The following is a 25,193-nucleotide window of genomic DNA, read 5'->3' as shown; positions in this document are numbered from 1 at the left end:
GCTGGAGCGATCATGAGCATCCCCGAGCCGGCCCGACGAACCCAGCCGAACGCCGACTCGGCCGCCGAGGACTACCTCAAGACGATCTACCACCACACCGAGTGGCAGTCCGACCCCGTCACGCCCTCCGTTCTCGCCTCGACCATGGGCGTCGCCCCGTCGTCGGTCACCGAGATGGCGAAGAAGCTCAGCGCGGCGGGCCTCGTGAACTACGAGCCCTACAAACCGCTGACCCTCACGGCCGAGGGAATCGCCCGGGCCCGGGGCGTCATCCGGCGCCACCGGCTCATCGAGACCTGGCTGGTCGACGAGATGGGCTACGACTGGCACGAGGTGCACGACGAGGCCGAGGTGCTCGAGCACTCCATCTCCGAACGCCTGCTCGACGCCATCGACGCGCGCCTCGGGCATCCGAGGAGCGATCCGCACGGAGACCCCATCCCCTCGGCGGACGGCACGGTTCATTCGTCGCCGGCGCTGCTGCTCTCGCAGGCCGCGGTCGGGGCCTCGGGCACGATCGTGCGCATCAGCGATCGCGATCCGTCGCTGCTCCTGGCGCTCGCCGCGGCGGGAATCCGCCCGTCGACCACGGTCACGGTCGTGTCTCAGGAGGACGACGGCGCCGTCGTCGTGCGGGTCGACTCCGGGCCCGGATCTGAGCCCGGCTCCGGGGCCGACGCGACCGGCGCGCTCGTGCCCGTGTCGGCATCCGGCAGCTCGTCGATCTGGATCTCATCGGCGATCTGAGCGCGCCCGGTCGACGCGGCTAGGCTGTCGAGGGCAGGCGACGAAAGGACTCTCCCATGGCTCGACGCGATGAGATCGAATGCTGGCTCACCGATATGGACGGCGTCCTCGTTCATGAGAACCGGGCGCTCCCCGGGGCGGCCGAGCTTCTGCAGCAGTGGCGCGACGAGGGCAAGCCCTACCTCGTGCTCACCAACAACTCCATCTACACCCCGCGTGACCTCAGCGCCCGGCTCCGCGCATCCGGTCTCGAGGTGCCGGAAGAGGCGATCTGGACCTCGGCGCTCGCCACCGCCAGCTTCCTCAAGTCGCAGATGCCCGGCGGCAGCGCCTTCGTGATCGGCGAGGCCGGCATCACCACCGCACTGCACGAGGCCGGGTTCATCATGACCGACACGAGCCCCGACTACGTGGTCGTCGGCGAGACGCGCAACTACTCGTTCGAGGCCATCACCCGCGCGATCAGGCTGATCTCGGCGGGCGCACGGTTCATCGTCACGAACCCGGATGCGACGGGGCCGAGTGCCGAGGGCCCGATGCCGGCCACCGGGGCGGTCGCCGCCCTCATCACGAAGGCCACGGGAATGGAGCCCTATGTCGTGGGCAAGCCCAACCCCATGATGTTCCGTTCAGCGCTCAACCGCATCGGCGCCCACTCCGAGAACACGGGCATGATCGGCGACCGCATGGACACCGACGTGGTCGCCGGCATCGAGGCGGGCCTGCACACGATCCTCGTGCTCACCGGCATCAGCGACCAGGCCGAGATCGAGAAGTACCCGTTCCGCCCCGACGAGATCCTGTCGGGAGTGAAAGACCTCCTGCGCGACGAACCTTTCGAGTCCGACGAGATCTGACCCGGCGATCCGCGCCTCGGCGGCGCTTCCGCCCCCGGCCGTCCAGGCGCGGATGCACCGGACGGGCGCGCCTGCTGCGACAGAGGGCTAGAGCTTCGCCCAGCGGGCGCGGGCCGCGCAGAAGAGGCCGTAGGCGATCAGGCCGATACCCACGGCGACCAGGATCACCTTTCCGAACGGCAGGTCGATGAGCGCCTTGAGGGCGCCATCGAGGCCGGATGCCTTCTCCGGGTCTGCGGTCACGGCCGCCACCACGAACAGCACGCCCACGACGAACAAGGCGATGCCTTTGGCCACGTAGCCGCCGATCCCCAGTCCACGCACGACCTTTCCGGTGGTGCCCGCGGGGATGACCAGGTGCTTCTCGAACTTCTTCAGCACTCCCTGAACCACGAAGGCCACGCCGATGCCCGCGACCACGAGTCCAACGATCACCAGCAGCACGACGCCTCCGGGGCTCGCGAGCAGCTTCGCGCTGAGGCTCTGGCTCGAGTTCGACGAACTCGACGAACCCCCGAGAGCGAACGTCAGCGCGGTGGCGCCCACGGCGCCGTAGGCGATTCCCTTGCCGAGCTCGGAGACGCGTCGGCCCCACTTCTTCTTCGGGTCGGGCTCGTGGAGAAGGAACACCTGCGCGATCTGCCAGAGAGTCAGGGCGAAGAGGCCGATGGCGACGAGCCAGATCACGACGATGCCCCCGGGCTTCGACGCGAGCTCGCTCAGGGCGCCCGACTGGTCGGCCGACTCCCCCGATCCGCCGACGAGGCCGATGGCGATCGCGCCGATCAAAATGTGCAGCAGCCCGAGCACGGCGAAGCCGGTGCGGGCCAGGATCTCGAGCGCCCGACTGTTCGTGGCGGTGCGGGCGGCGCTCTTCGCAGAATTGGTCATTGTTCGAGGCTATCGAGACAGCGCCCCGCGCGCGGAGGGCTGGACAGGCTAGACGCCGCCCACTCCGCCACCACCACCGCCGCCGCCCGAGAAGCCACCGCCACCCGATCCCCCGCTCGATGACGAGGACGTGCTCGCGGCGCTGCCCGAGTAGCTCGCGGCAGAGGCGGCCGCGAACGATCCGACGCTGGCCGCGAAGTACCCGGCGTTGAAACCGGCGGTTCCGCCGTACCACCCGGGTTGCGTCTGCTGGTTCTCGTAGTAGGTTCCGAGCACCTTCGCCCACTCGTCTTCGACGCCCCACAGCACGGCGAAGGGCAGCAGCCTTTCGTAGATCTTGACGATCTGTCCCCCATCGGGAGAGGTGACCTGGGTCTTCAGAGCACCCTCGGGGCTCTGGAGCATGCGGAACCGGTCTTCCTCCGCCACCGCCAGATAGAGCTCGATGCCCTTGAGATAGTCGCGCAGCTCGGCACCGGAGGCGGTGAGGGGCGTGCGAGCCAGGATCACCCACGACAGCCCGACACACAGAACGCCGATCGCAATGGGAATGAACGGCAGCGCCCCTCCCCGATCCTGCGAGTTCAGCATGGCGCCGAAGATGATCGTGGCGATGCCCGCCACGAAGGCGACCGCCGAGAGCAGCAGGCTCCGACCCGCCGTTCCCTTCTTGTAGTAACCGTCTGCGATGGCCTTCGCTCGCACGGTCTTGAGGAACGCCTGCACGCCCTTCGCGAGTGCCGTGTCGGTCTTGCTGAGTTCGCGGCTGCCGTCGGTCGCATCGTCGAAGATCAGCCGGTAGAACTCGAGCTCCTGCGCCGTCAGGCCGTCGCTGTGCACGGCCTGCAGCCAGTACTCCGGCTTCTTCGACCACATCTTCTCGCTCGGCTTCTCGACGATCTGCAGGTTGCCGCGCACGGCGAGGTCGACGAATCCGGATGCCGCGGCGCGGCTCGTGCGCTTCAGGATCACGGCCGAGGTGAAGACGTCGGCCTGCGGCGGCGTGTACTCGGCGATGATGGTCGGTCGGCCCCGGGCATCCCGAAGCCCGGTGGTGCGCCAGACGATCGCGAGCACCGCCGCGGCCAGTGCGAGCAGGGCCGAGCCGAGCTGCGCCCATCCCTGCCAGGCGCCGAAGTACGAGTCGTCACGCGGCACGAAGGTGTCCGAGGCGAAGCCGACCGCGATGGTCACGTTCTCGCGCGCTCCGAGGGGCACTCCGCCCGCGGTGATGACGGTCTCGCCGTCGCCAGACTCGCTCGTGACAGGGCATGACGTGTTCGACGCGTAGGGCCCGGCGTAGCAGCTCGCCTCTCCGGTGAGCGAGGCGGCGAGCGGGTCCGGCACGTGCAGCCGAGCTGTCGCCGACCCGAAGCTCTGAGCCGAGTCGAAGCCCACCGTGTCCCAGTAGAACTCGTCGACGTCGGTGTCGTCGGCATGCCTGGTGACGTTGTGCTGCGTGTACGTGAATGTGTACGTCTGCGCGCCGTGCACGAACTCGTCAGCGCGTACGGTGACTACGAGGAAGTCCCCGTCGTCGTTCCTCTCCGCCTCGAAACCGCGCGGCTCGCCGTTCTGGTCGACGACGCTCTCGACGTGCACATCGGTCGGATGCCCGTCGTACTCCACCGGAATCGCCCGTCGGATTCCGCGGTTCTGATCGGCCTCGGGGAATTCGGCGACGAACGTCTCGACCGTCTTGAGCGTCGAGCGGCCGTCGGCGTCGGTGCCGAGATAGAAGTCGGCGTCGTACGACGAGAACGAGAAGTCGTCGACGCCCGCTGAGACACCGGATGCGACGGGTGCGGCCTCGAGGGCCGTCGCGGTCGCGGGGGCGGCCGCGACCAGCCCCATGACCCCCAGACCGGCGACGACGAGGGCGGTCATAAGACGTGCGGTCACGGGGATGGGGCGCATGCTGCTCACTCTACGGAAAGGGCGACGGGAACGACGAAGGGCCGAGACGGAATGTCTCGGCCCTTCGGGTGCCGATCAGATCGGCGGGTGATTCAGGTTACGCGTCGGCGTTCTGGCGACGACGGGCGACCACGAGGGCGGCACCGACGAGCAGCAGGAGAGCCGAGCCACCGACGAGGATGCCGGCGTCGGACGAACCGGTGTTGGCCAGCTGCGGGGCAGCCGGGACAACCTCAGCAGGAACGACGGGGACAACGGGAGCGTCGCAGTTTCCGATGGTCACGAGACCGGCGGTGGTGACCGAACCGGAGAACGTGATCGTGTAGACGCCGTCGGGGATGTTTCCGGTGGAGGAGAACAGCGTCAGGAACGCGGGGCCGACCGAACCGGTCTGGTCAGCGGTGACGGTGTTTCCGTCGCCGGGAACAACGGTGCCGGCAGAGTCGGTCACGGTGTACGTGACGACCTCGCCCTGGCCGAAGCCGGTGGCGTAGACGGACACGCCCGGGTCGCGGACAGCGTCGCCGGTGAGGCAGATCGGGTCGATGATGACGTTCTGAGCTGCAGGAGCGAAGGCCGTGACGGCGATCGGAACGAAGATCGGCTCGACATCGGCCGTGTTGTTGAAGATCGCAGCGAAGACGGTGTCTCCGAGCGCGGGGTACGCGGAGAAGTCAGATGCTTCGAGCGAGAACGTGATCGAGTAGGTGCCATCTTCCAGAACCGTGGTCTCGAAGACCGCGGTGTCGGAGAGGTAGGAGTTCGGCGTACCACTGAGGTCGTCCGAGTCCAGCAGGTCGACCTCGAGCTCGTCGCCGGCGGTGCCGGTGCCGGAGACCGTGACGGTGTTGTCAGGGCCCCAGGTGTTCTCGACGACGGAGTTGGGCGTGACGATGTCGTTAGCGGCGGAAGCCGGCGCAGCGACGAGGAGCGATCCGCCAGCAACGAGAGCCGTTGCGACGAGGCCCGCGCCGAGGCGGGAAAGGATTGTGCGGGACATTGTTCTCCTGAAATAAGCGAGCAGGGGGAGCATCATCGGCGTTTCCATCGATGAAAGGGGTGATGCTGCGAATATGCTGCGTCCCCGTCAGGCTATAGGCAGTTTCCCAGAAAAGCCAAGGCCCCCAAGAGGGGCAATACCGGGACCCCACTAAAAGGTTACAGACCCTTCGTTTTTTCGCTTGTCGCAAAACGAGTGGTCAAGCGGGTTTTGCTCGCCGCCTCGACGAGCTCCCGAGGCATCTGAAGTGCCGAAAAAGAATTTTGAGATTGTTTCGCTGCCCACTAAAACCAAGCGGGAACGAACTCGTTGCGTGTCGGTCAACCCGCCGCGACGGCTTGGACCGACCCGGTGAGCGCCTCGCCCGACGATCGGCTGATAAAGCACGAGTAGTCGCGCTGTCCCGCAGCCCACTGCGCGTCCGAGACCGGATAGCTCGCCTGCCATTGCACATCCGGGTATGCCGCCGCCGCGGCGAAGTCGAGCGCGGTCGGAGCCGTACACGCGAGGTTGAGCTGCGACGTGATGGCCGCCTCGCCGGGATACGCCGCGGCCGGGTCGGGGTTGAGCGATACCCGCGCGATCAGCTGGGCGACGTGCGGTGCCGCACAGTCCACGACCGTGAACGACTCGTCCCAGGGCGAGGTGAAGGGATCGAGGCACTCCCCTCCCCGCAGCTCGGTCCACGGGTGGACTCCCGCAGCAACAGGGCCCGTCTCCGCGACGGGCTCGGGCGTGGGAGTCGAAGTGGATTCCGCGGTCGCGGTTGCGGTCGGCGTCGTCGACAGTGTCGGGGTGGATGTCGGCACCACGGCCCCCGAGTCGTCGAACCAAGGCAGGTGCCGACCCAGCACGAAGAACAGCACCACGATGAACACCGCTGCGAGTGAGGCGACGACCACGACCAGCCATCTCGGCGTCGCGGGCCGAGCGCCCGCGCCGCCCGTGGCATCCACCGGGTCTGTCACGGTCTACTCGAGACCGAGGTCAGCCAGGCCGATCGCGTAATAGTAGGGGTAGCCGGCCTTCTCGATGCGCTCGCGCGCGTCGGTGTTGCGGTCGACGACGACCGCGACGCCCGCGACGATCGCTCCGACCTTCTCGAGCGCCTCGATGGCCTTGAGCGGCGATCCGCCCGTGGTCGACGTGTCTTCGAGCACGATCACGCGCTTGCCCTCGAGCTCGGGGCCCTCGACCTGCTTGCCGCGGCCGTGATCCTTCGGCTCCTTGCGCACGACGAACGCGTCGTACGACAGGCCCTGCGCCGCACCCTGGTGCAGAATCGCGGATGCCACGGGGTCGGCCCCCATGGTGAGGCCGCCGACCGCGAACACGTCGGGAATGTCTTTGATGACGTCGATCATGACCTGGCCGATGAGGGGCGCGACGCGGTGGTCGAGGCTCACCTTGCGCAGGTCGACGTAGTAGCTCGCCTTCTTGCCGCTCGTGAGCGTGAAGTCGCCGTGGAAGACGGCTTCGGAGGAGATGTAGTCGATGAGTTGCTGGCGCGCGTTCGTCACCGCCCCAGTTTAGGGGAGCCGTTCGCTGAGCCTGTCGAAGCGAGCCCCTCGACAGGCTCAGGGAACGACACGAATAAACTGGGCCGCATGCGCATTGCGACCTGGAACGTGAACTCCATCAGAGCCCGGGTCGACCGGGTCGCCGACTGGCTCGTGCGGGAGGACGTCGACGTTCTCGCCATGCAGGAGATCAAGTGCAAGGAGAACCAGTTCCCCTTCGAGCAGTTCACCGCCGCGGGCTACGAGGTCGAGCTGCACGGCCTGAGCCAGTGGAACGGCGTGGCCTTCGCGTCGCGGCTGCCCATGACCGAGGTCACGAAGGACTTCGAGAACATGCCCGGCTTCGGCAAGGAGAACGACGACGGAACCCTCCCCCTCGAGGCCCGCGCCCTCGGCGTGACCGTGAACGACGTCCGCCTCTGGAGCCTCTACGTTCCCAACGGCCGCGAGCTCGAGAACGCCCACTACGACTACAAGCTGCGCTGGCTCGCCGCCCTCTCCGCAGACACCCGCGCGTGGATCGCGGCGAACCCGCAGCAGCCGCTCGCGCTGATGGGCGACTGGAACGTGGCTCCGCTCGACACCGACGTGTGGGACATCCAGGCGTTCGAGGGGTCGACCCACGTGTCGGCGCCCGAGCGCGCGGCGTTCAACGACTTCATGGATGCCGGGCTCACCGACGTGGTGCGCCCGCGCATCCCCACCGGCTACACCTACTGGGACTACAAGCAGCTGCGCTTCCCGCGCAACGAGGGCATGCGCATCGACTTCATCCTCGGCTCCAAGCCGTTCGCCGATGTGGTCTCGAACGCCGGTATCGACCGCAACGAGCGCAAGGGCGACGCGCCCAGCGACCACGTTCCGGTGCGGGTGGACATCGACGTCGACACAGAAGAAGACGAAGACCGCCCGATGTTCTGGTGAGTGCGCCCGGCCGCTCCCTGAGCTTGTCGAAGGGCCATGTGTTCCCTTCGACAGGCTCAGGGAACGGGGTGGTCACGGGGCGAGCAGCGCCGCCGCGATCACCAGCACGGGCACCGACGCGATCGTCGTGATGAGCACCGTGTCCCTGGCGATCACGACTCCCCGCTCGTAGCGCGACGCGAAGTTGAACACGTTCTGCGCCGTCGGCAGGGCCGCGAGCACGACGACCCCGAACAGGTGCGTGGCGTCGAGGTCGAACACGAACCGACCCACGAGATAGGCCACCACGGGCATGACCACACTCTTGAGCACGGCCGAGGTCAGCACGTCGCGACGGCCGGTGCCGGGGGCGAGCGGGCGCTGCCCGGCGAGCGACATGCCGAAGGTCATGAGCACCAGCGGAATCGTGGCCGCGCCGATGAGATCGAACGGCGCCATCACGGGCTCTGGCAACGTCACGCCGAAGACGCTCAGCAGCAGTCCCACCAGCGACGCGATGATCATCGGGTTGCGTACGGGCTGGGTGAGAAACGATCCGATGGATGCCTTGCCGCGCGTCACCGTGTCGAGCACCGTAAGCGTGAGGGGCGCCATCACGATCAGCTGGAGCATCAGCAGCGGCGCCACGAACTGCGGATCTCCGAGCACGTAGATGGCCACGGGCAGGCCGATGTTGTTCGCGTTGGAGTACGACGCCGCGGCCGCGCCGACGGTCGTCTCCGCCGCCGGTCGGCGGAAGAAGATGCGCGACAGGGCCACGTAGAGCCCGATCGACACGGCGATCGTGATGACGGTGACGACGAGGAACGACGAGAAGATGACGCTCACGTCGGCGCGCGCGAGCACCGTGAAGAGCAGGGCAGGGCTGGTGACGAAGAACGCGATGCGGTTGAGCGGCTTCTGCGCATCGACCTGCAGGATGTTCGTGCGGCCCACGACATAGCCGACAGCTATGACGAAGCCGATGATGGCGAACCCGGTGAGCACCCCGGCCATGCCCGGCTCCTAGCGCACGGTCGATCGACCGAGGGCGGCGACGATGGCGCTCTCGATGAAGGGGGCGAGCGTGAAGGCGAAGGTGCGCGTCAGGTGGTCCTGGTCACGGTAGACGTTAGCGCCGCCGATCACGGGGAAGCAGTCGTCGGCGTCGCAGTAGGTGTCGGAGAAGTCGAGGAGGGTCACGTCGTTGCCACCCGTCGCGAGCTGCGTGGCCGCCGAGGCGAGGGGGTCGACCTCTCCCAGACCGTCTTCGCGCGGCTCGGTGCAGTCGGCGGCATCCGAGATGCGGAGGCACTTGTTCGGGTCGGTCTCCCACGACGGGTTGTCGACGAGGGTGACCACCGGAGTGCCCTGCCCGAGCTGCGGAGTCCAGGCCTCCACGAATCCCGCGGTCTCGTCTGCCGCGGCCGAGCCATCGGCATCCAGAGTGTGATCGGCGAGCGCGGCCGTGAAGATCACGTCGTAGGGAGCGACCTCGGCGAGTTCGGCGTCGAGGTTGGCCCGCCAGTCGGCACAGGATGCCGCGAAGGCGTCGCCGCCCGCGATCGGGGTCGTGCTCCAGGGGCAGGCGCCCTTGAGGTACGTGGTCAGGTGCCAGCCGTTCATCTCGGCGAGCTGGACGAGCGGGTCGAGCAGCGAGTACGCGTGGCTGTCGCCGATGATCGCCACCCGGGGCGCCGCATCCGACGTGGTGTCGCCGAACTCGCAACTGGTGAGTGTGGAGTCGTTGAGAGTGACCAGGCAGTCGGGACGCTGCGGCCGGTCGGCGTTGCCGAACCCGGGGCTCGGGATGATCTGACCCGCGAGTTCGGGATTCGAGCAGGAATCGATCTTCTCGAGACCGTCGGTGAGCCCGGATGCCGCGCCGAAGCAGTCGGGCATCGTCTGGAGGGTGCTGCGCAGCTCGGCGGCCGCCGCGTCGTACTTCGGCTGCTGCACGAGGCTCGTGACTCCGACGACGAGGGTGACCACGGCCATCGCCGCGAGCATCGACACGAAGGTGAAGCGGGGCTTGCGACGCACGAGCGGCTTCCAGGCCCTGGTCGGGTCCTCGATGAACTTCTTGGTGAGCCAGGCGATCACGAAGCAGAGCACGAAGAGCACGAGACGGTTGATGGTCGAGAGGCCCCAGCCCGGAACGAAGGGGGCGATGACGATGAGCGGCCAGTGCCACAGGTAGAGCGAGTACGAGATGTCGCCGATGAAGCTCACCGGGCGGAAGCTCAGGACGCGGCCGGCGTCGTACCAGTGCTCGCGGTGCGAGGCGAGGATGATCGCCATCGTTCCGACGACCGGCAGGATCGCCGCGGAGCCGGGGAACGGCGTGGACTTGTCGTAGAAGTAGCCGCAGCCGAGCACGATCGCGATGCCGCCGTAGCCGAGCACGTTCGACAGCCACGCCTTTGTTGGGCGCAGCCTCGGCAGCAGGGCGAGCACGGCGCCCGCGCCGAACTCCCACATGCGGGTGAAGGTCACGAAGTAGGCCTGGGCCGCATTGGTCTGCGTGTAGACGATCGAGAACACGAGAGACAGGATGCTGACGGCCACGACGACCGCGAACAGCGCGTTCCAGCGCTTGCCCGACCAGAATTTCACCGCGAGCCAGGATGCGCCAAGGAGCATCAGCGGCCAGATCAGGTAGAACTGCTCCTCGAGCGACAGCGACCAGTAGTGCTGCACGAGGGTGGCCTCGTTGGCCGCCGCGAGGTAGTCGACGGAGTTGGCCGCGAGCGCCCAGTTCTCGACGTAGAAGGTCGACGCGAGGATCTCGCGCAGGTTCTCGCCGAGGCTCGACAGGGGCAGGATGAACAGCGTCGCCAGCGCGGAGAAGATGAGCACGGTGACGGCAGCCGGCAGCAGCCGTCGCACCCGCTTGGCATAGAAGCCGGGCAGGCCGATGCGCCCCGTCTTTTCGAGCTCGCGGGCGAGCTGCCCTGTGATGAGGAAGCCCGAGATGACGAAGAAGACGTCGACGCCGATGTAGCCGCCCTGCAGGCGGCCGGGCCAGAAGTGGTAGACGACCACGAGCAGAACGGCGATGGCGCGCAATCCCTGCAGGTGGGGAAGGAAGTGGGCCGGGGTGCCCGCGGACGCGCGCGTGCGGGAGGGCGGCGGGCTCGTATGCATATCGCTGACCATGCTAGCTGGCGGCGTCTGGGCGTTAAGGTTGCCTCATGCCTAAGACCGTGACCTGGGACTACATCGACGAGTCCAGCTTCAAAGCCGACGACCCCGAGAAGGCGCTCGCCGTCGCCGAGGAGTTCCTCGCGCTCGCCCGCGACCCCGAGACCTTCTACGACGACGACGTGACGCCCGCGGCCGTCTTCATCGCCGCATCCGAGAGCTTCTACGACGCCCTTCTGCCGTTACGCGCCTACGAGGCCGCGCGCGAGGCCCAGGATGCGCCGGGCGACGCCGCTCCCGACAAGCGCGTCTACCTGATCGAGGGCCTGCTGCGCACCGGCCAGGAGGCGGAGGCGAACGAACTCGCCAAGGCCCTGCGCGCCGAGAAGCCCGAAGACCCGATGGTGTACTCGTTCCTGGGTGACAGCTACGACGCCGCGGGCGATGCGCACAACGCCGAGCGCTGGTTCGACATGGGTATCGAGATGGTGACGAAGGTCATCAACGAGGCGGACGACCTCGACCGCGACGAGCTGGCGGATGCCATGGAGACGCGCGAACTGCTCATCCTCGGCCGTCACGCCGTTCGGCACGAGGCAGGGCACAAGCCCGACGACCTCGACGAGGAGGCCCTCGAGATCCTCGAGGAGTACGACGAGGTCGACTACGACGAGGACGACCAGAAGTAGCGGGCCCTTCGACAGGCTCAGGGAACGGATCGTTCGTCGAGCCTGTCGAGACGCCGTTCGTCGAGCCTGTCGAGACGCGCTTAATGCGGGCGTAACATCGGCGGCGGATACTGGAGGGCATGTCTCCAGAAGAGTCGGAGAACGCGTTCGGGCAGCCACAAGCATCGCCCTCCGTTCCCATCACCGTGTCCATCACCCGCGCAGTCGATCCCGACAGGATCCCCGACGTCACCCGCTGGGTGCAGGCGGGGGTGAACCTCGCCAATCGCTATCCGGGCTTCCTCGGGTCGGGCTGGGTGAGGCAGGGCGCCGACTCCGTGCACTGGCACATGCTCTACCGCTTCGCCGACGCGACGCTGCTCGAGAAGTGGGAGTCGTCGGCCGACCGGCGCGCCTGGCTCGAGGGCGGGCGCGAACTCGTGCGCGAGTCGCGGGTCGAGAAGCGCACGGGCATCGAGGGGTGGTTCGACCAGCCGCAGGTGTTGCAGGCACCGGATGCCGACGGCCAGGCCGCGGCCACGGTCGCGCCGCCGAGATGGAAACAGGCGACGAGCATCTGGCTGGGATTCTTCCCGGTCAACCTGGCGTTCACGCTGCTCGTCACGACGCTGCTGCCGGGCTGGAACGACCTGGCCACCGCGCTCAAGGTTCTGCTGACGACCGTCGTTCTCACGCCGATCATGGCCTACTGGGTGCTGCCCGGCGTCACTCGGCTGCTGAGACGCATCGGCTTTCTCTAGCCCCGTCGCGGCTCAGGCGCGGTACCACAGGACGGGCTCGCCACGATAGTTGTGAGAAATCAATTTGTTTTGCGCCCCGCACGGGTGAATGATGTCAAGGTGACCCACGATCTCATGACCCCCGAGAAGAACGTCCAGCGCATCATGTGGACGGGAACCATCTGGTTCGTCGCTGCCGTCGGGGCGTCGGCGATCACCCTGGGGTTGCTGCTGTCGAGCGGATGGCGGCCGGCGCTGCTGGCGAAGGGCCTCGCGCTGCTGTGGTGGATCGGTGCGGGCCTCGTGGCCGTGAGCATCGGACTGATCGGCTGGTCGGGCTGCCCCATTCTCGAGGTCGACGTGCCGACCGCGGACCGCAACAAGACCCGCACCATGCAGTTGGGAACGATGCTCTTCATCGTGGGCGGCGCGGCCGCGATGCTCGCAGTACTGCTGGGACCGGCCGGCTAGTCCTCAGGCTCGAGACAGGCGGCAGAAGCGACGGCCGCCCGCCGTGAAGGCTCGGTCGACGGCGAATCCGGATGCGTGGGCGATCTCGCGCAGGCGGGTCAGGCCGATCTCGGCCCACGGAAAGACGGCGCTGCGTGCACCGTCTACGCCGACGAGGGCCGCCGTATAGGAGTGGTCGCGATCGTCATCGGCGTGGAGTTCGACGACGAGCCGCCCCGACTCGGCGAGCACCTCGTGGCAGCGTGCCAGCAGGGCCGCGACGTCTCCCCCGATGCCGACGTTGCCGTCGAGGAGCAGCGCGGTGCGCCAGAGCCCCTCCGCAGGAACCCGGTCGAACACCGAGCCGAGCGCGACGGCCAGACCGTCTCGGCGGGCCAGCGCGACGACCTCGGGCGAGACATCCAGGCCAAGGGCCACGAGATCGTACTCGCCCGCCGCCCGCACCATCCGGCCGGGCCCGCATCCGATGTCGAGCACGGGACCGCGGGCGTGCCGAAGCAGTGAGCGGTCGACCTCGTCGGCGTCGGCGCTCCACTTCGTGACATCAAGGTCGAGCAGGGCCGTCGAGCCTCCCCGCCCGGCCTCGCGCAGTTCGAGGCGCCCCGCGGCGCCATCCCGAAGCGCCCGGGCGTAGGGCTCGTCTCCCCCGCGGCCGAACGTGGCATCGGCGGGGTTCTGCTGCAGGAGGCTCATGGACTGTATTCGTGCCCGCGCGCCGCAACGGATTGTCTTTCGGCCGGGGCGACGGCGCCGACAGCACGACGACAGAGCCGCGACAGCGCCACGACAGCGGGCCGCTGAACGATGGAGACAACTTCAGCGAAAGGAAGTCCACCCATGGCAACCAGCTCCGACTGGGCCGTCGAGGCCACCGGCCTCGTCAAGATCTTCGGCGACAACCGCGCCGTCGACGGCGTCGACCTGCGCGTGCGAACCGGGAGCGTCTACGGCGTTCTCGGCCCGAACGGCGCCGGCAAGACCACCGTCATCCGCATGCTCGCAACCCTTCTTCGACCAGACGCCGGGCACGCCACCGTCTTCGGGCACGACGTGCAGCACGAGGCGCAGATCGTGCGCCAGCTCATCGGCGTGACCGGGCAGTACGCCTCGGTCGACGAGACGCTCAGCGCGACCGAGAACCTCGTGCTCTTCAGCCGGCTCAACGGTCTCGGCCGCGCGGAATCCCGGGTCAAGGCCAACGAGCTGCTCGAGGAGTTCGGGCTGACGGCCGCCGCGAAACGCCCGCTCAAGAACTTCTCCGGCGGCATGCGACGCCGCCTCGACCTGGCCGCGAGCCTGATCTCGCAGCCCCCTCTCATCTTCCTCGACGAGCCGACCACGGGTCTCGACCCGCGCACGCGTTCGCAGATGTGGGACACCATCCGGCGGCTCGTCAGCACGGGATCGACCGTGCTGCTCACCACCCAGTACCTCGACGAGGCAGACCAGCTGGCCGACCGCATCGCCGTGATCGACACGGGCAGGGTCGTCGCCGAGGGAACCGCCGACGAGCTCAAGGCCTCGGTGGGAAAGTCCTCGCTGCAGCTGCGCCTGCTCGACCCCGCCGATCGAGACGACGCCGTGCGCGCCATCCGCTCGGTGCTCGGGGTCGACGTGACCCTGTCGCCCGAGGCCGCCCGCATCACCGCCCCCATGCAGGACCCCGATCGCATCACCGACCTCCTCGTTGCGCTGCGCGAGCAGAACATCAGCCTCACCGAGCTCGCCGTGCAGAAGCCGACGCTCGACGAGGTCTTCCTCACCCTCACCGGGCACGGCGTCGAGAACGACTCCGAGACCCGGCCCGACGCATCCGAGACCCCGAGAGGACGGGTGAACGCATGAGCACCATCACCTCGACCATCCAATCCGGCGTGAGCCGGGAGCTGCGCAACCACGTGAGCGTCGGCCAGACCGTGCGCAACTCGTTCTCGATGGCCTATCGCGGCCTGTTGAAGGTGAGGCGCACCCCCGAGCAGCTGATCGACGTCACGCTGCAGCCGATCATCTTCACCGTGATGTTCACCTTCATCTTCGGAGGCGCCATCGCCGGCGACGTGGCGAGCTACCTGCCCCTGCTCATTCCGGGCATCCTCGTGCAGACCGTGATCACGACCTCGGTCGTGACCGGCGTGCAGCTGCGCGAGGACATGGACAAGGGCGTGTTCGACCGCTTCAAGTCGCTGCCCATCGCCCGCATAGCCCCGCTCGCCGGCGCGCTGCTGGCCGACACCGTGCGCTACACGATCGCCACGACGATCACCTTCGTCGTGGGGTTCATCCTGGGCTACCGGCCCGAGGGCGGCATCGGCATGGTGGTGCTCGCCGGCCTGCTGGTGATCGTCTGCTCGTGGGCGCTGAGCTGGATCTTCGCGTTCTTCGGCGTGATCGCCCGCAGCGCCTCGAGCGTGCAGGGCATCTCGTTCCTGGTGCTCTTCCCGCTCACCTTCCTGTCGAACGCGTTCGTTCCGAGCGACACCATGCCGGGGTGGCTCCAGGCGTTCGTGAACGTCAACCCGGTGTCGCACCTGGTGTCGGCGGTGCGCGACCTCGCCAACCTCGGCACGATCGGCGGCGACTTCTGGCTGGCGCTGCTCGGAGCCGCGGTCGTCGTGGCGATCTTCGCTCCGCTCACCGTGCGCGCCTACATGCGCAAGGCGTAGAGGCGCGTCCGCTCTGCTCATTACTGCAAGCGCAGGGCGGGAGACGACAGCAGCTCGGAGATGCGCGCCACGCGCTCATCGCGGGTCAGACGGCCGGATGCCTCGAGCATCCGGCCGTACTCGTCTGCCCCGACGGCCGAGCTCACGTGTGCGACGTGCTGCTCGATGCGCATGCTCGGGCTGTCCTGCCGCGGCGAGATGCCGGATGCGAGGGCGAGCAGTTCGGCCGCCAGCTCGGGCTCGTCGAGGGCGTCGAGGGCCCAGCGGGCCATGGCCACGGTCGCCGTTCCGAGCACGGGCCTGTCGAACTGGATGCTCCGCCTGCGGAACTCGACGAGCAGCCGGATGCGCAGATCGCGCCCGTGGTCGCGCAGCATTCGGGCGTCGGAAGCAGCGTTGGTATCGGCAGCGGTGTCGCTGTCCGCAGCGGTGTCGCTGTCCGCAGCGGCGTCGCTTGCGGTCTGGCACTCCGTGGCGACCAGGATGGCGAGGGCGATGAGCGCCTCGGGGCGCAGGCGCTGAGCCGATGAGCGCCCTTGGTCGACGCTCCTGCGGTACCCCTCGGTGCCGAGCGCCCGATGCCGGGCTGCCGCAGCGCGATCTCCGGCCCGCGCGGCCTTCGCGGCCCGGGCGAGTTCGACCTCCGCGAGGCCCGCCCGCCCGTTCAGCGCGAGCATGCCGTCGTCCAGCCCTCCCTCGACCGCGATCACCTCGTGCAGCAGGACCTCGGCCTCGTCGAGTTCGCCGAGGCCGATCCGGGCGATGGCGATCGCCCAGGTCAGCTGATGCAGATCGCTGAGGGCGCCCATGTCGCGCAGACCTTCGCTCGCGATCGGCGCCCAGTCGAGAACACCCTGCCAGTCGCCGGCCTCGCTGCTGAAGAGCACGAGCATCTGGGCGCTCATGGTCGAGCCCCACTCGTCTCCGACCTGCTCGGCCAGCTCGCGGGCGCGCAGCGCGAAGACGCGCGCACCCTCGACGTCGCCCCCGTTCTCGGCGAGCTGGGCGCCCATCACGTTGCCGAGGATCGCGGTGCGGGCATCCGGATGCGCCTGGGTCGCCTCCACGGCGGAGAACGCGGCCGACAGGTTGTCGATCGAGAGCACCAGTCGGGCCATCGCCTGCAGCTGCGGATACGCCACCTCCACGCGGTCGACGAGCCGACGCAGCAGCACGATCGCCCGAACGGTCGTGCTGAACTGGAACAGTCCGAAGGTCGCCGCGGTGATCACCAGCGCGAGCACGGCGAGCTGCCCCAGGGCGGCGGCCGGTCGGTAGCCGCCGAGCATCGCCATCACGGGGGCACCGAAGGCGAGCACCTCGGAGTGAGCGCCTCGCAGGGTCCACAGATAGGCGAGCGCGGCGTACACGCCGACGGACGCATCCTGCTCGCCGTCGGCGATGGCGCGCCGGAGCACGGCGACGAGGTTGTCCTGCTCGATGCTCGCGGGGCTGTCCCTGAGACGCGAGCCCTGCCCCGATCCGAACCAGAGTTCCGCGGAGTCGAGGGCCAGGCCGATCGCCCAGTCGCGTTCGTGCTGCGCCAGCTCCTTCTCGTCGACGATCGAGCCGATGCCGCGGTTCCCGAACTCCCTGACCGTCTCGAGCATCCGGTAGCGGGTGCCCTGCGCCGTCTCGGTGACGACGACGAGCGACTGCAGCACGAGACCGTCGAGCGCATCGGCGGCCGCACCCTCCCGGCCGGCCGCGCGCATCATCGTCTCCGCCGTGCGAAGCGAGAATCCGTCGGCGAACCGCGACAGGCGCACGAGGAGCTGCTGCTCGTCGTCGTGCAGCATGTTCCAGCTCCACTCGATCACGGCGAGCAGCGTGCGGTGGCGCTCCGGAGCCGAGCGGTCGCCCGACGTGAGCAGGGCGAACCTGTCGACGAGCCGGGCCTCGATCTCCTCGACCGAGAACGAGCGCACGCGGGCCGCCGCGAGTTCGATGGCGAGGGGAAGACCGTCGAGCCGATCGCAGAGCCGCTCGACGACGGTCGGCGGCAGACGAACGGATGGCCGGGCCGCGCGGGCGCGATCGACGAAGAGCGTGACCGCCGCCGCCGGGGAACCGTCGTCACTCGTCGAGGGAAGCGGCTGCAGCGAGTAGACCTGCTCCGCGGCGATGGAGAGGGGCGAGCGGCTCGTGCAGAGGATCGTCAGCTCGGCGGACGCCGCGACGAGGTCGGCGGCCCAGACCGCGGCCGCGTCGATGACGTGCTCGCAGTTGTCGAGCACGAGAAGGGTCGGCAGCGCGTCTCGCGCTGGCTGGCCGACGAGGGCGTCGAGAATGCGTCGACGCACGTCGGGCACCACGATCGGGTCACCGATCCGGCGCGCAGACTGCACCTCGCGAATTCCCAGCGTCGACGCGATGAGCAGCCCGACATCGTCTCCCGACGCGATGCTCGCGAGCTCGACCACGGCGACCGACGAGCCCGCCAGGGCGGCGCGCGCCGCGACATCCTGCGCCAGCCGCGTCTTGCCGAGACCGCCCGAGCCCAGAAGCGTGACGAGCCGGTGACGACCGAGCAGCTCGAGCACGCGACGCGCGTCGTCGTCTCGCCCGACCATGTCGTTCGGCGCCTGGCGCAGGCCGATGCCGAACGCCGGCCGGAGCATCCGGGCCTGCGGCCCCTGGGGTGCGCTCGGAACGCTCTGACCGTTCGATGCCCTGAGGATCGCCGCGTTGGCCTCGACGAGGGCCGGCGACGGGTCTGTGCCCAGCCGCTCGGCCAGCAGCTCGCGGTGGTCGGCGAACCGCTGAAGCGCCGACGCGAAGCGCCCCGCGTCGACCGCCGCGTTCATCGCCTCGAGCTGGGCCTTCTCGTCGAGAGGGTGCGCCCGGGCGAGCTCGTCGAAGGCGGCCGAGGCGTCGTCGGTGAGGCCGAGCGCCGCGAGGGCACGTGCCCGGATGCGACGGAGCGCATCGCGTGCGCGCTCGGCCCGGTGGGCGAGGGCGGCGGTGACGGGCGCGGTCTGAGGCAGGTCGGCCGCCGGCTCGCCCCGCCAGAGCGCGAGCGCCGTCTCCGCCTCGGCCAGTGCGGTCTCGGGGGCGCCCGGAGTCGCGAGGCCGTCGAGAACCGCCTCCGCGACCAGCAGGTCGATCGACGGCCGGCCCAGCGCGAGTCGGTAGCCCGCGGCCGACGATTCGATGATCGGCGACGGCTCCAGGGCCCGGATGCGTGAGACGAGCGTCTGCAGGGAGGCCCGGGGATTCTGCGGCGGCTCGTCGCCCCACACGTCGTCGACCAGGCCGTCGATGGAACGCGGCCGGCCGTCGGCGAGTGCCAGCGACGCAAGCACGGCGCGGCTCAGCGAACCGCGAACGGTGATGGGCTCACCAGCCGCCGTCACGAGCTGGATCGGGCCCAGGAGGGCGAGGCCTCCCTCGGAGGCCCCCCGCTCCACTGAATTAGAAGACAGTGATGGCAGCCTTCGTCGTCACCGTGTCGTAGACCGACTCGAGGTCGCCGCCCGATTTGCAGGTGACATCGACGTAGAGTCCGCTGCCGAGCTCGCCGAACGCGCGACCCGCCAGCTTCCAGTTCGAGCCGTCTGCGTCTGTTCCCTGCATCAACAGGGTGTCGACGAGCCCGGCATCCTCGAAGTTGTACGAGATCGTGCTGTCGGTGGCCTTGCCCGCGATCGTCGAGTCGTCGGTGTCGAGCACGACGGCCAAGAAACTCGTGGTCGTCGCGCGGTCGTCGCCGGCGGTCACGGGAACCGTGTCGCCGAGTCCGCCCTGGTGGAATGACACGGTGCAGAGGCCCGAGGGGTCGAGGTAGGACCAGTTGCCGTTTCCGTCGTCGGGGCTGGCCACGGTCCACTCGGAGTCGATGATGAACGGGTCGGCGAACTGGGCGACCGTGGTCGCGTCGAGGTCGTTGCCGGCCTCGAACGTCAGGTCTCCGCCGAGCGAGTCGGGCACGGCCGTCGAGCTGAAGGGATCCGACGTGTAGCTGTAGTCGTCGGAGTCATAGTTGGTGGCGATCGTCGCGAAGAGCCCGATGCCCGCGATGGCCATGACGACCAGGGCGATGATCGTGATGATGCCGCCGACGATGCCGGCGTAGCCGAGGACCAGGCCCGCGATCGCGAGCCCCCGCCCCTTCTCCGCCGTGCGCTTGATCTGTCCGAGCGCCATGTGCCCTGTGATGACGGCGACGAGCGAGAGGAAGAAGGCCGAAACGAACGAGACGATCGCGAGCACGTTGTACCGGGGTTCCTGCACGGGCGAATAGCTGCCGCCGGGCTGGGCGCCGTACGGAGGCGTCGCGTTGCCGTACCCGTTTCCGTACCCGTCGCCGGGCGGAACCGGCGCCCCGTATCCGGGGGCGGGCGGCACGGAGGGCGGAGTGGGCGGCGTCTGGCTCATGCGGTTCATCCTAAAGGGGGACGTGCGTCGTGTGCAGGATTCGTGCACCGCGGGCGGCCCCTGCCGCAGCAAATCGATGCTCCGGGCACGAAACCACGGTCCGATCGCCCGTAGCCTCGAATCACGGCGCATGCCGCGCCCCACGAGCACTGTCCTTTGGATCGGAGGTTCCCCATGCCCACCACAACGACCACCCAGTACGTCGTTCCCGCGATCGGCGATGAACCCGAGGTCGTCGAAGACGCGTCCCTCGCCGAGACCTCCGCCGCCTGGACCGGCCTCAAGGCCGCCGCCACGCAGCTGCAGTCGCTGCAGATCAAAGACGGCTCCGTGCCCGACGCGGCAGACCACGAACGCGCGGCCGACCTCGTCGCCGTGATCTCGGCATCCATCGCGGCCCTCTCGCCGGCGTTCCCCCACGACGCCGAGTATCACGAGGCCCTGCGCGCCGACTTCGCCCGCTGGGCGGCCGATGGCTTCGGGGTTCCCGACTTCCTCGACTCGCTCGTGCTGTTCCACCCCGAGAGGCACCGCTTCAACGGCATCCGGCACCTCGTTGTCTTTCCGATGACGACCCAGAACGGCTCGGCGTCGCGTCTCGTCGAGGCCGTGCTGATCGAGGTCATCTGGCCGGAGTTCGTGGCCGAGCTCGAGGCGGGCGACTACTCGAACGCCCTGTTCGTGCCCATCCGCTTCGTCGACTTCACGCCCGGCTACGACACCAACTCGGCCGTGCTCTTTCCCGAGACCGTCGCCACCCGCAGCATCCCGACGTTCACCTGGGGCGCCATCTTCGCCGACAGGGAGGCGGCCCGATTCCGCACCGTCGTGCGGGCGGCGGCCGACACCACGGGGCTCGAGCTGCCCGACGACGCCGCCCGGCTGCTGACCGACCAGGCCTTGGCCGAGCGCACCTTCGTGATGTGGGACCTCATCCACGACCGCACGCACATGCGCGGCGATCTGCCCTTCGACCCGTTCATGATCAAGCAGCGCATGCCGTTCTTCCTGTATTCGCTCGAGGAGCTGCGCTGCGACCTCACCGCGTTCCGCGAGTCGGTGGGCATCCAGCGTCGACTCGAGGCGCTCGGCGAGGCCGAGTTGTCGGATGCCGATGCGCACCTCCTCGAGCACGCCCGGCTCGTGCAGTACGCGGTTCTCTTCGACCGCATCTTCCGTTTCGCGCTCACGGGTTCGCGCGTGCGCAACTACGACGGACTCGGCGGCCAGCTGCTGTTCGCGTGGCTTCACCAGCACCACGTGCTGCACTGGACAGACACGAAGCTCACCATCGACTGGCCCGAGGTCGCCGACAGCGTGCTCGCGCTCGGAAAGCAGATCGACGAGCTCTACTGGCGCTCGATCGACCGCCCGAAGGTGGCGCACTGGCTGGCCGCCTACGAGCTGGTCACCGAGACGGTCACGCCGAACCCGGCATCCGTCTGGGCCCGCGGCCCGCAGGCCCTGCCCCTCGACGGCCCCCCGCGCGCCCTGACCGACGCGATCCTCGACGACGAGTTCCCCCTCTCGATGTTCTACGAGGCGCTCGCGAAGAAGATCGGAGACGTGATCCTCTCGACGGAGGGCATCACGGGCTCCTCTCGCGTGTAGCTCCGATAGGAGTTACCGTTGCGGACAGTAGCGCCCGGTGCGCCGGTCACTACTGTCCGCAACAGAAACAGTTGCTCGGGAACGCAGGAACGGGTGGGGCATGAGCGTTAGTAACAGGGTTGTCGTTGTCGCGGGGGCCACGAGTGCGTCGGGGGTTGCGACCTCGCGGGCGCTGCTGGGTGCGGGGGCTCGCGTCATAGCGGTCGGGTCGAATGTCGAGAGGCTGAGCGCGTTCGAGCGAAGCGTGCCCGGCGCCACGACGCGGGTGTGCGATCTGTCGAAGCTCGCCGCGGTCAGCGAGCTCGCCTCGTCGGTGTCGCAGGAGTTCGGTGGCGTCGACGGGCTCATCCACCTCGTGGGGGGATGGCGCGGAGCCTCTGGCATCACAGCCCAGAGCGACGACGACTGGGCCGCGATGGAGTCGGGCTTCACCACCCTGCGCAACACCTCGCGCGCCTTCTTCGATGCCCTCGTCGCCAGCGAGGCCGGTCGACTGGCGATCGTGTCGTCGAACTCGGTCGAGCGTCCGACCGCCGGGGGCGCCAGCTACACCGCGGCGAAGGCGGCCGCGGAGAGCTGGGTGCGCTCCGTCGCAGACGGCTTCCGCCGGGCGCAGTCGGGCAGCAAGACCGATCCGACGCCCCAGCGTGCGGCCGCCGTACGGTTTTCGATCATGGCCCTCGTCGATGACGACATGCAGCGAGACAACCCCGAGAAGACCTACGCCGGTTTCACCCACGTGGATGCGCTCGGCGAGGCCGTGGTCGGACTCTGGCGGGGCGACGCGGCCGAGCTCAACGACAGTCGCGTTCCGCTGGGCTGACAGCTGGTGCCGTCCTAGGCTCGAGCCATGAAGATCACCGACACGTCAGACCTGTGGTGGAAGAGCGCCGTCGTCTACTGCCTCGACGTCGAGACCTTTCTCGACTGGAACAACGACGGCATCGGCGACTTCGCCGGCCTCGCGCACCGACTCGACTACCTGGCCGAGCTCGGGGTCACCTGCCTCTGGCTCATGCCGTTCTATCCGACACCCGATCGTGACGATGGCTACGACATCATCGACTTCTACGGGGTCGACCCGCGACTCGGCTCTCTCGGCGACCTCGTCGAGTGCATCCGCATCGCCCGCGACCGCGGGATGCGGGTGATCGCCGACCTCGTCATCAACCACACGTCGGACAAGCACCCCTGGTTCAGGTCGGCGCGGAGCTCGAGGGATTCGCAGTACCGCGACTACTACGTGTGGCGCGACGAGCCGGTCGACGATGGAGAGCCGGTCTTCCCCGATCAGGAGAACAGCAACTGGGAGCTCGACGAGAAGACCGGTCAGTACTACCAGCACGTCTTCTACAAGCACCAGCCCGACCTGAACATCACCAACCCGGTGGTTCGAGACGAGATCGCGAAGGTCATGGGGTTCTGGCTGCAGCTCGGTCTCTCCGGATTCCGTGTCGACGCGGTTCCCTTCCTGCTCGACGCGTCGGGCGTGGTCGGCGGATCGAAGCTCCTTCCCGATCCTCATGCGTACCTGCGCTCCCTGCGCTCCTTCCTGGGTCGCCGGAGTGGCGACGGTGTGCTGCTCGGCGAGGTGAACCTTGCGCGCGCAGAGCAGGAGCAGTTCTTCGGCGGCTCGGAGGGAGACGAGCTCACGATGCAGTTCGACTTCATCGCCATGCAGAACCTCTACCTGTCGCTCGCGCGGCAGGATGCCCGCCCCCTCGTCGAGGCGCTGCTGTCCCGCCCGGCGGGCTCGCCCGACTCGCAGTGGGCGAACTTCGTGCGCAACCACGACGAGCTCACCCTCGACAAGCTCACCGACGACGAACGGCAGGAGGTGTTCGATGCCTTCGGCCCCGAGAAGCGCATGCAGGTCTATGGCCGCGGCCTGGTGCGCCGCCTACCCACCATGCTCGACGGCGATCCCCGGCGCATCCGCATGGTCTACAGCCTGCTGTTCTCGCTGCCCGGCACGCCCGTTCTGTTCTACGGCGAGGAGATCGGCATGGGTGAGAACCTCGACGCCGATGGCCGCATGGCGGTGCGCACGCCGATGCAGTGGAACGGCGGCGCCAACGGCGGATTCTCCCGCGCGTCGAAGCGTCGCCTCCGCAATCCCGTGGTCGAGGGCGGCTACGCACCGGCGCACGTGAACGTCGAAGATCAGCGGCGCGACCCCGAATCCCTGCTGCGCTTCATCCAGAACCTGGTGCGGCACTATCGCAACGCGCCCGAGTTCGGCTGGGGCGCCTTCGAGGTGATCGACCAGCCGAACACGGCGGTCTTCGTGCACTCGCTCAGCTGGGACGGCGGCCGCGTCGTGGTTCTGCACAACTTCGGCTCAGACCCCGCCGATGTCGCGCTGACGCTCGGCACCGAAGACGACGACGTGCTGAACGACCTGCTCTCGGGTGATTCCGTAGCGCTGGATGCGCGTGGCCGGGTCTCGATCGCGCTCGACGGCTACGGGTTCCGCTGGCTGCGGGTGGTGCGGGGCGGCGACACGACGCAGTATTGAAGCACCGTTCCGAAGCGAGGAGGTCGACGATGACCATCGAGGTGCGCAGGGTCTCCGTTCCGCGGTCGCTCGGCGACGACACCGACCCGAACGTCGTCGACTATCGACGTGCGGTCGAGCTCCGCAACCTCGTCGAGGCCCTCGGATACGGATCGGACGACTTCGCCTCGTCCGCCGAGGAGGACCTCCCGAGCTGGCATCGCGAACACGAGCCGCGCGAGTTGTTCGTGGCCACGGTGCCGGATGCGCGGGGGCCCGGCCGACGAAGCATCGTCGGCCGGGGTTTCGTCGAGACCAGGCTGGAGGACGGCTGGCCGGTGGCCTGGATCGCCGTGCAGGTACTGCCGGAATACCGCGGGCGCGGTGTCGGCACGGCCGTCGCCGACGCTGTCGAGGCGGCGGCTCGTGAGGCCGGCGCAACTCGGCTGCTGGTCTACGTCGTGTCGCCGGATGCGCCGGGCGAGCGTCTGCGGGCGCCCACCGGTTCGGGGTCCGTGCCACTCGGCAACGACGAGGTGCGCTTCCTGCTCGGGCGCGGCTACCGCCTCGAGCAGGTCGAACGCGGGAGCAGGCTCGGGCTGCCCCTCGATGCCGACGATCTCGCGCGTAGTCTCGACGACGCGCGCCGAGCATCCGGGGCCGACTACTGGCTCGTTCACTGGATCGGCGACACACCGGCGCACTGGCGTAAGGACCTCGCGATGCTGCTCACCCGCATGAGCACCGACGCGCCATCGGCCGGGCTCGACGAGCCGGAGGACGTGTGGACGGTCGAGCGGCTCGTCGCCCAGCAGGAGTCGGACCGGGAGGCGCCCGTCACCTCGCTGACCGCCGCGGTGGAGTACGTGCCGACGGGCAGGCTCGTCGCGTTCAGCGAGCTGTCGGTGAGCGACGAGGTCGCCAGACCCGTGTGGCAGGAGGACACGCTCGTGCTGCGCGAGCACCGCGGCCACGGGCTCGGCCTGCTCGTGAAACTCGGCAACCTCCAGCAGCTGCACACCGAGCGACCCGGGCATCCATCTGTACTGACGTTCAACGCCGAGGAGAACCGGCACATGCTCGCCATCAACGAGCGGCTCGGATTCGTGCCCGTCGGCTACGAGGGAGCGTGGCGAAAGGATCTGATCTGACAAGGGGGTGGTTGAGAGCGGCCTGTCCGCATAGCG

General features: G+C 68.6%; 22 protein-coding genes. 12 read left to right on the top strand and 10 right to left on the bottom strand.

Going from position 1 to position 25,193, the window contains the following annotated elements:
- Window positions 1–12: 12 nt before the first annotated feature.
- Both ASF51_RS06515 and ASF51_RS06510 read left to right on the top strand, forming a co-directional pair.
- Window positions 13–747: a metal-dependent transcriptional regulator gene (locus ASF51_RS06515; protein WP_055926678.1), complete on the top strand. Its 735-nt coding sequence runs from the start codon at window positions 13–15 to the stop codon at window positions 745–747.
- A gap of 56 nt (window positions 748–803) precedes the next feature.
- Entirely contained in the window at window positions 804–1,604 is an 801-nt protein-coding gene (locus ASF51_RS06510) for an HAD-IIA family hydrolase (RefSeq protein ID WP_055926676.1), read from the top strand.
- 87 nt (window positions 1,605–1,691) lie between these two features.
- On the opposite strand, the gene ASF51_RS06505 is transcribed toward ASF51_RS06510, so the two are convergent.
- The 5 genes from ASF51_RS06505 to pyrE all read right to left on the bottom strand — a co-directional run bounded on the left by ASF51_RS06505 (window position 1,692) and on the right by pyrE (window position 6,932).
- Entirely contained in the window at window positions 1,692–2,495 is an 804-nt protein-coding gene (locus ASF51_RS06505; RefSeq protein WP_055926675.1) for a DUF1206 domain-containing protein, read from the bottom strand.
- 48 nt (window positions 2,496–2,543) lie between these two features.
- The gene (locus tag ASF51_RS19325) at window positions 2,544–4,412 is read right to left on the bottom strand and encodes a DUF2207 domain-containing protein (protein WP_082479597.1); all 1,869 of its coding nucleotides are present in this window, start codon (window positions 4,410–4,412) and stop codon (window positions 2,544–2,546) included.
- Window positions 4,413–4,509: 97 nt separating this feature from the next.
- Window positions 4,510–5,412 (bottom strand): LPXTG cell wall anchor domain-containing protein, encoded by a 903-nt coding sequence (locus tag ASF51_RS06495; protein ID WP_055926671.1) that lies wholly within the window; start codon window positions 5,410–5,412, stop codon window positions 4,510–4,512.
- Between the two features lie 320 nt (window positions 5,413–5,732).
- Entirely contained in the window at window positions 5,733–6,380 is a 648-nt protein-coding gene (locus tag ASF51_RS06490) for a septum formation family protein (protein WP_082479595.1), read from the bottom strand.
- Window positions 6,381–6,383: 3 nt separating this feature from the next.
- A complete protein-coding gene (gene pyrE, locus ASF51_RS06485; protein ID WP_055926666.1) occupies window positions 6,384–6,932 on the bottom strand; it encodes an orotate phosphoribosyltransferase in 549 nt (182 codons plus the stop codon).
- A gap of 87 nt (window positions 6,933–7,019) precedes the next feature.
- Between pyrE and ASF51_RS06480 the strand changes: the two genes are divergently transcribed.
- Complete coding sequence (locus ASF51_RS06480) at window positions 7,020–7,856, top strand: exodeoxyribonuclease III (protein ID WP_055926665.1); 837 nt, start codon at window positions 7,020–7,022, stop codon at window positions 7,854–7,856.
- A 72-nt stretch (window positions 7,857–7,928) separates the two neighbouring features.
- Here the strand turns inward: ASF51_RS06480 and ASF51_RS06475 are convergent, their stop codons facing one another.
- Window positions 7,929–8,852 carry an AEC family transporter gene (locus tag ASF51_RS06475; protein WP_055926663.1) on the bottom strand — a complete coding sequence of 308 codons (924 nt, stop codon included), beginning with the start codon at window positions 8,850–8,852 and terminating at the stop codon, window positions 7,929–7,931.
- A gap of 9 nt (window positions 8,853–8,861) precedes the next feature.
- Entirely contained in the window at window positions 8,862–10,982 is a 2,121-nt protein-coding gene (locus ASF51_RS06470) for an acyltransferase family protein (protein WP_162236927.1), read from the bottom strand.
- Window positions 10,983–11,029: 47 nt separating this feature from the next.
- On the opposite strand from ASF51_RS06470, the gene ASF51_RS06465 reads away from it, so the two are divergent.
- The 3 genes from ASF51_RS06465 to ASF51_RS06455 all read left to right on the top strand — a co-directional run bounded on the left by ASF51_RS06465 (window position 11,030) and on the right by ASF51_RS06455 (window position 12,858).
- Window positions 11,030–11,668 carry a hypothetical protein gene (locus tag ASF51_RS06465; RefSeq protein WP_157412029.1) on the top strand — a complete coding sequence of 213 codons (639 nt, stop codon included), beginning with the start codon at window positions 11,030–11,032 and terminating at the stop codon, window positions 11,666–11,668.
- 119 nt (window positions 11,669–11,787) lie between these two features.
- Window positions 11,788–12,408, top strand: a complete 621-nt coding sequence (locus ASF51_RS06460) for a hypothetical protein (protein ID WP_055926658.1) — start codon at window positions 11,788–11,790, stop codon at window positions 12,406–12,408.
- Window positions 12,409–12,507: 99 nt separating this feature from the next.
- Complete coding sequence (locus ASF51_RS06455) at window positions 12,508–12,858, top strand: hypothetical protein (protein WP_055926657.1); 351 nt, start codon at window positions 12,508–12,510, stop codon at window positions 12,856–12,858.
- Window positions 12,859–12,861: 3 nt separating this feature from the next.
- Here the strand turns inward: ASF51_RS06455 and ASF51_RS06450 are convergent, their stop codons facing one another.
- Window positions 12,862–13,551 (bottom strand): methyltransferase domain-containing protein, encoded by a 690-nt coding sequence (locus tag ASF51_RS06450; protein ID WP_055926655.1) that lies wholly within the window; start codon window positions 13,549–13,551, stop codon window positions 12,862–12,864.
- A 144-nt stretch (window positions 13,552–13,695) separates the two neighbouring features.
- On the opposite strand from ASF51_RS06450, the gene ASF51_RS06445 reads away from it, so the two are divergent.
- A complete protein-coding gene (locus tag ASF51_RS06445; RefSeq protein WP_055926653.1) occupies window positions 13,696–14,703 on the top strand; it encodes an ATP-binding cassette domain-containing protein in 1,008 nt (335 codons plus the stop codon).
- Window positions 14,700–15,521, top strand: a complete 822-nt coding sequence (locus ASF51_RS06440; protein WP_200926093.1) for an ABC transporter permease — start codon at window positions 14,700–14,702, stop codon at window positions 15,519–15,521. The genes ASF51_RS06445 and ASF51_RS06440 overlap by 4 nt, the downstream gene beginning before the upstream one ends.
- A 20-nt stretch (window positions 15,522–15,541) precedes the next feature.
- On the opposite strand, the gene ASF51_RS06435 is transcribed toward ASF51_RS06440, so the two are convergent.
- The gene (locus ASF51_RS06435) at window positions 15,542–18,931 is read right to left on the bottom strand and encodes a BTAD domain-containing putative transcriptional regulator (RefSeq protein WP_055926651.1); all 3,390 of its coding nucleotides are present in this window, start codon (window positions 18,929–18,931) and stop codon (window positions 15,542–15,544) included.
- A 4-nt stretch (window positions 18,932–18,935) separates the two neighbouring features.
- Entirely contained in the window at window positions 18,936–19,898 is a 963-nt protein-coding gene (locus tag ASF51_RS06430; RefSeq protein ID WP_162236926.1) for a DUF4190 domain-containing protein, read from the bottom strand.
- 174 nt (window positions 19,899–20,072) lie between these two features.
- Between ASF51_RS06430 and ASF51_RS06425 the strand changes: the two genes are divergently transcribed.
- The 4 genes from ASF51_RS06425 to ASF51_RS06410 all read left to right on the top strand — a co-directional run bounded on the left by ASF51_RS06425 (window position 20,073) and on the right by ASF51_RS06410 (window position 25,157).
- Window positions 20,073–21,509: a DUF6421 family protein gene (locus tag ASF51_RS06425; protein WP_055926647.1), complete on the top strand. Its 1,437-nt coding sequence runs from the start codon at window positions 20,073–20,075 to the stop codon at window positions 21,507–21,509.
- A 100-nt stretch (window positions 21,510–21,609) separates the two neighbouring features.
- Window positions 21,610–22,332 (top strand): SDR family oxidoreductase, encoded by a 723-nt coding sequence (locus ASF51_RS06420; protein ID WP_055926646.1) that lies wholly within the window; start codon window positions 21,610–21,612, stop codon window positions 22,330–22,332.
- Window positions 22,333–22,359: 27 nt separating this feature from the next.
- On the top strand, window positions 22,360–24,027 hold the full coding sequence (locus ASF51_RS06415; RefSeq protein WP_055926644.1) for an alpha-amylase family protein: 1,668 nt from the start codon (window positions 22,360–22,362) through the stop codon (window positions 24,025–24,027).
- 29 nt (window positions 24,028–24,056) lie between these two features.
- The gene (locus ASF51_RS06410; protein ID WP_055926642.1) at window positions 24,057–25,157 is read left to right on the top strand and encodes a GNAT family N-acetyltransferase; all 1,101 of its coding nucleotides are present in this window, start codon (window positions 24,057–24,059) and stop codon (window positions 25,155–25,157) included.
- The last annotated feature ends 36 nt before the right edge of the window (window positions 25,158–25,193 follow it).

It is taken from the genome of Agreia sp. Leaf283 (genome assembly GCF_001422485.1).
Taxonomy (GTDB): Bacteria; Actinomycetota; Actinomycetes; order Actinomycetales; family Microbacteriaceae; genus Agreia.
Note: the sequence above shows the minus strand (reverse complement) of the source record. Positions and strands in the feature narration are given on the sequence as shown.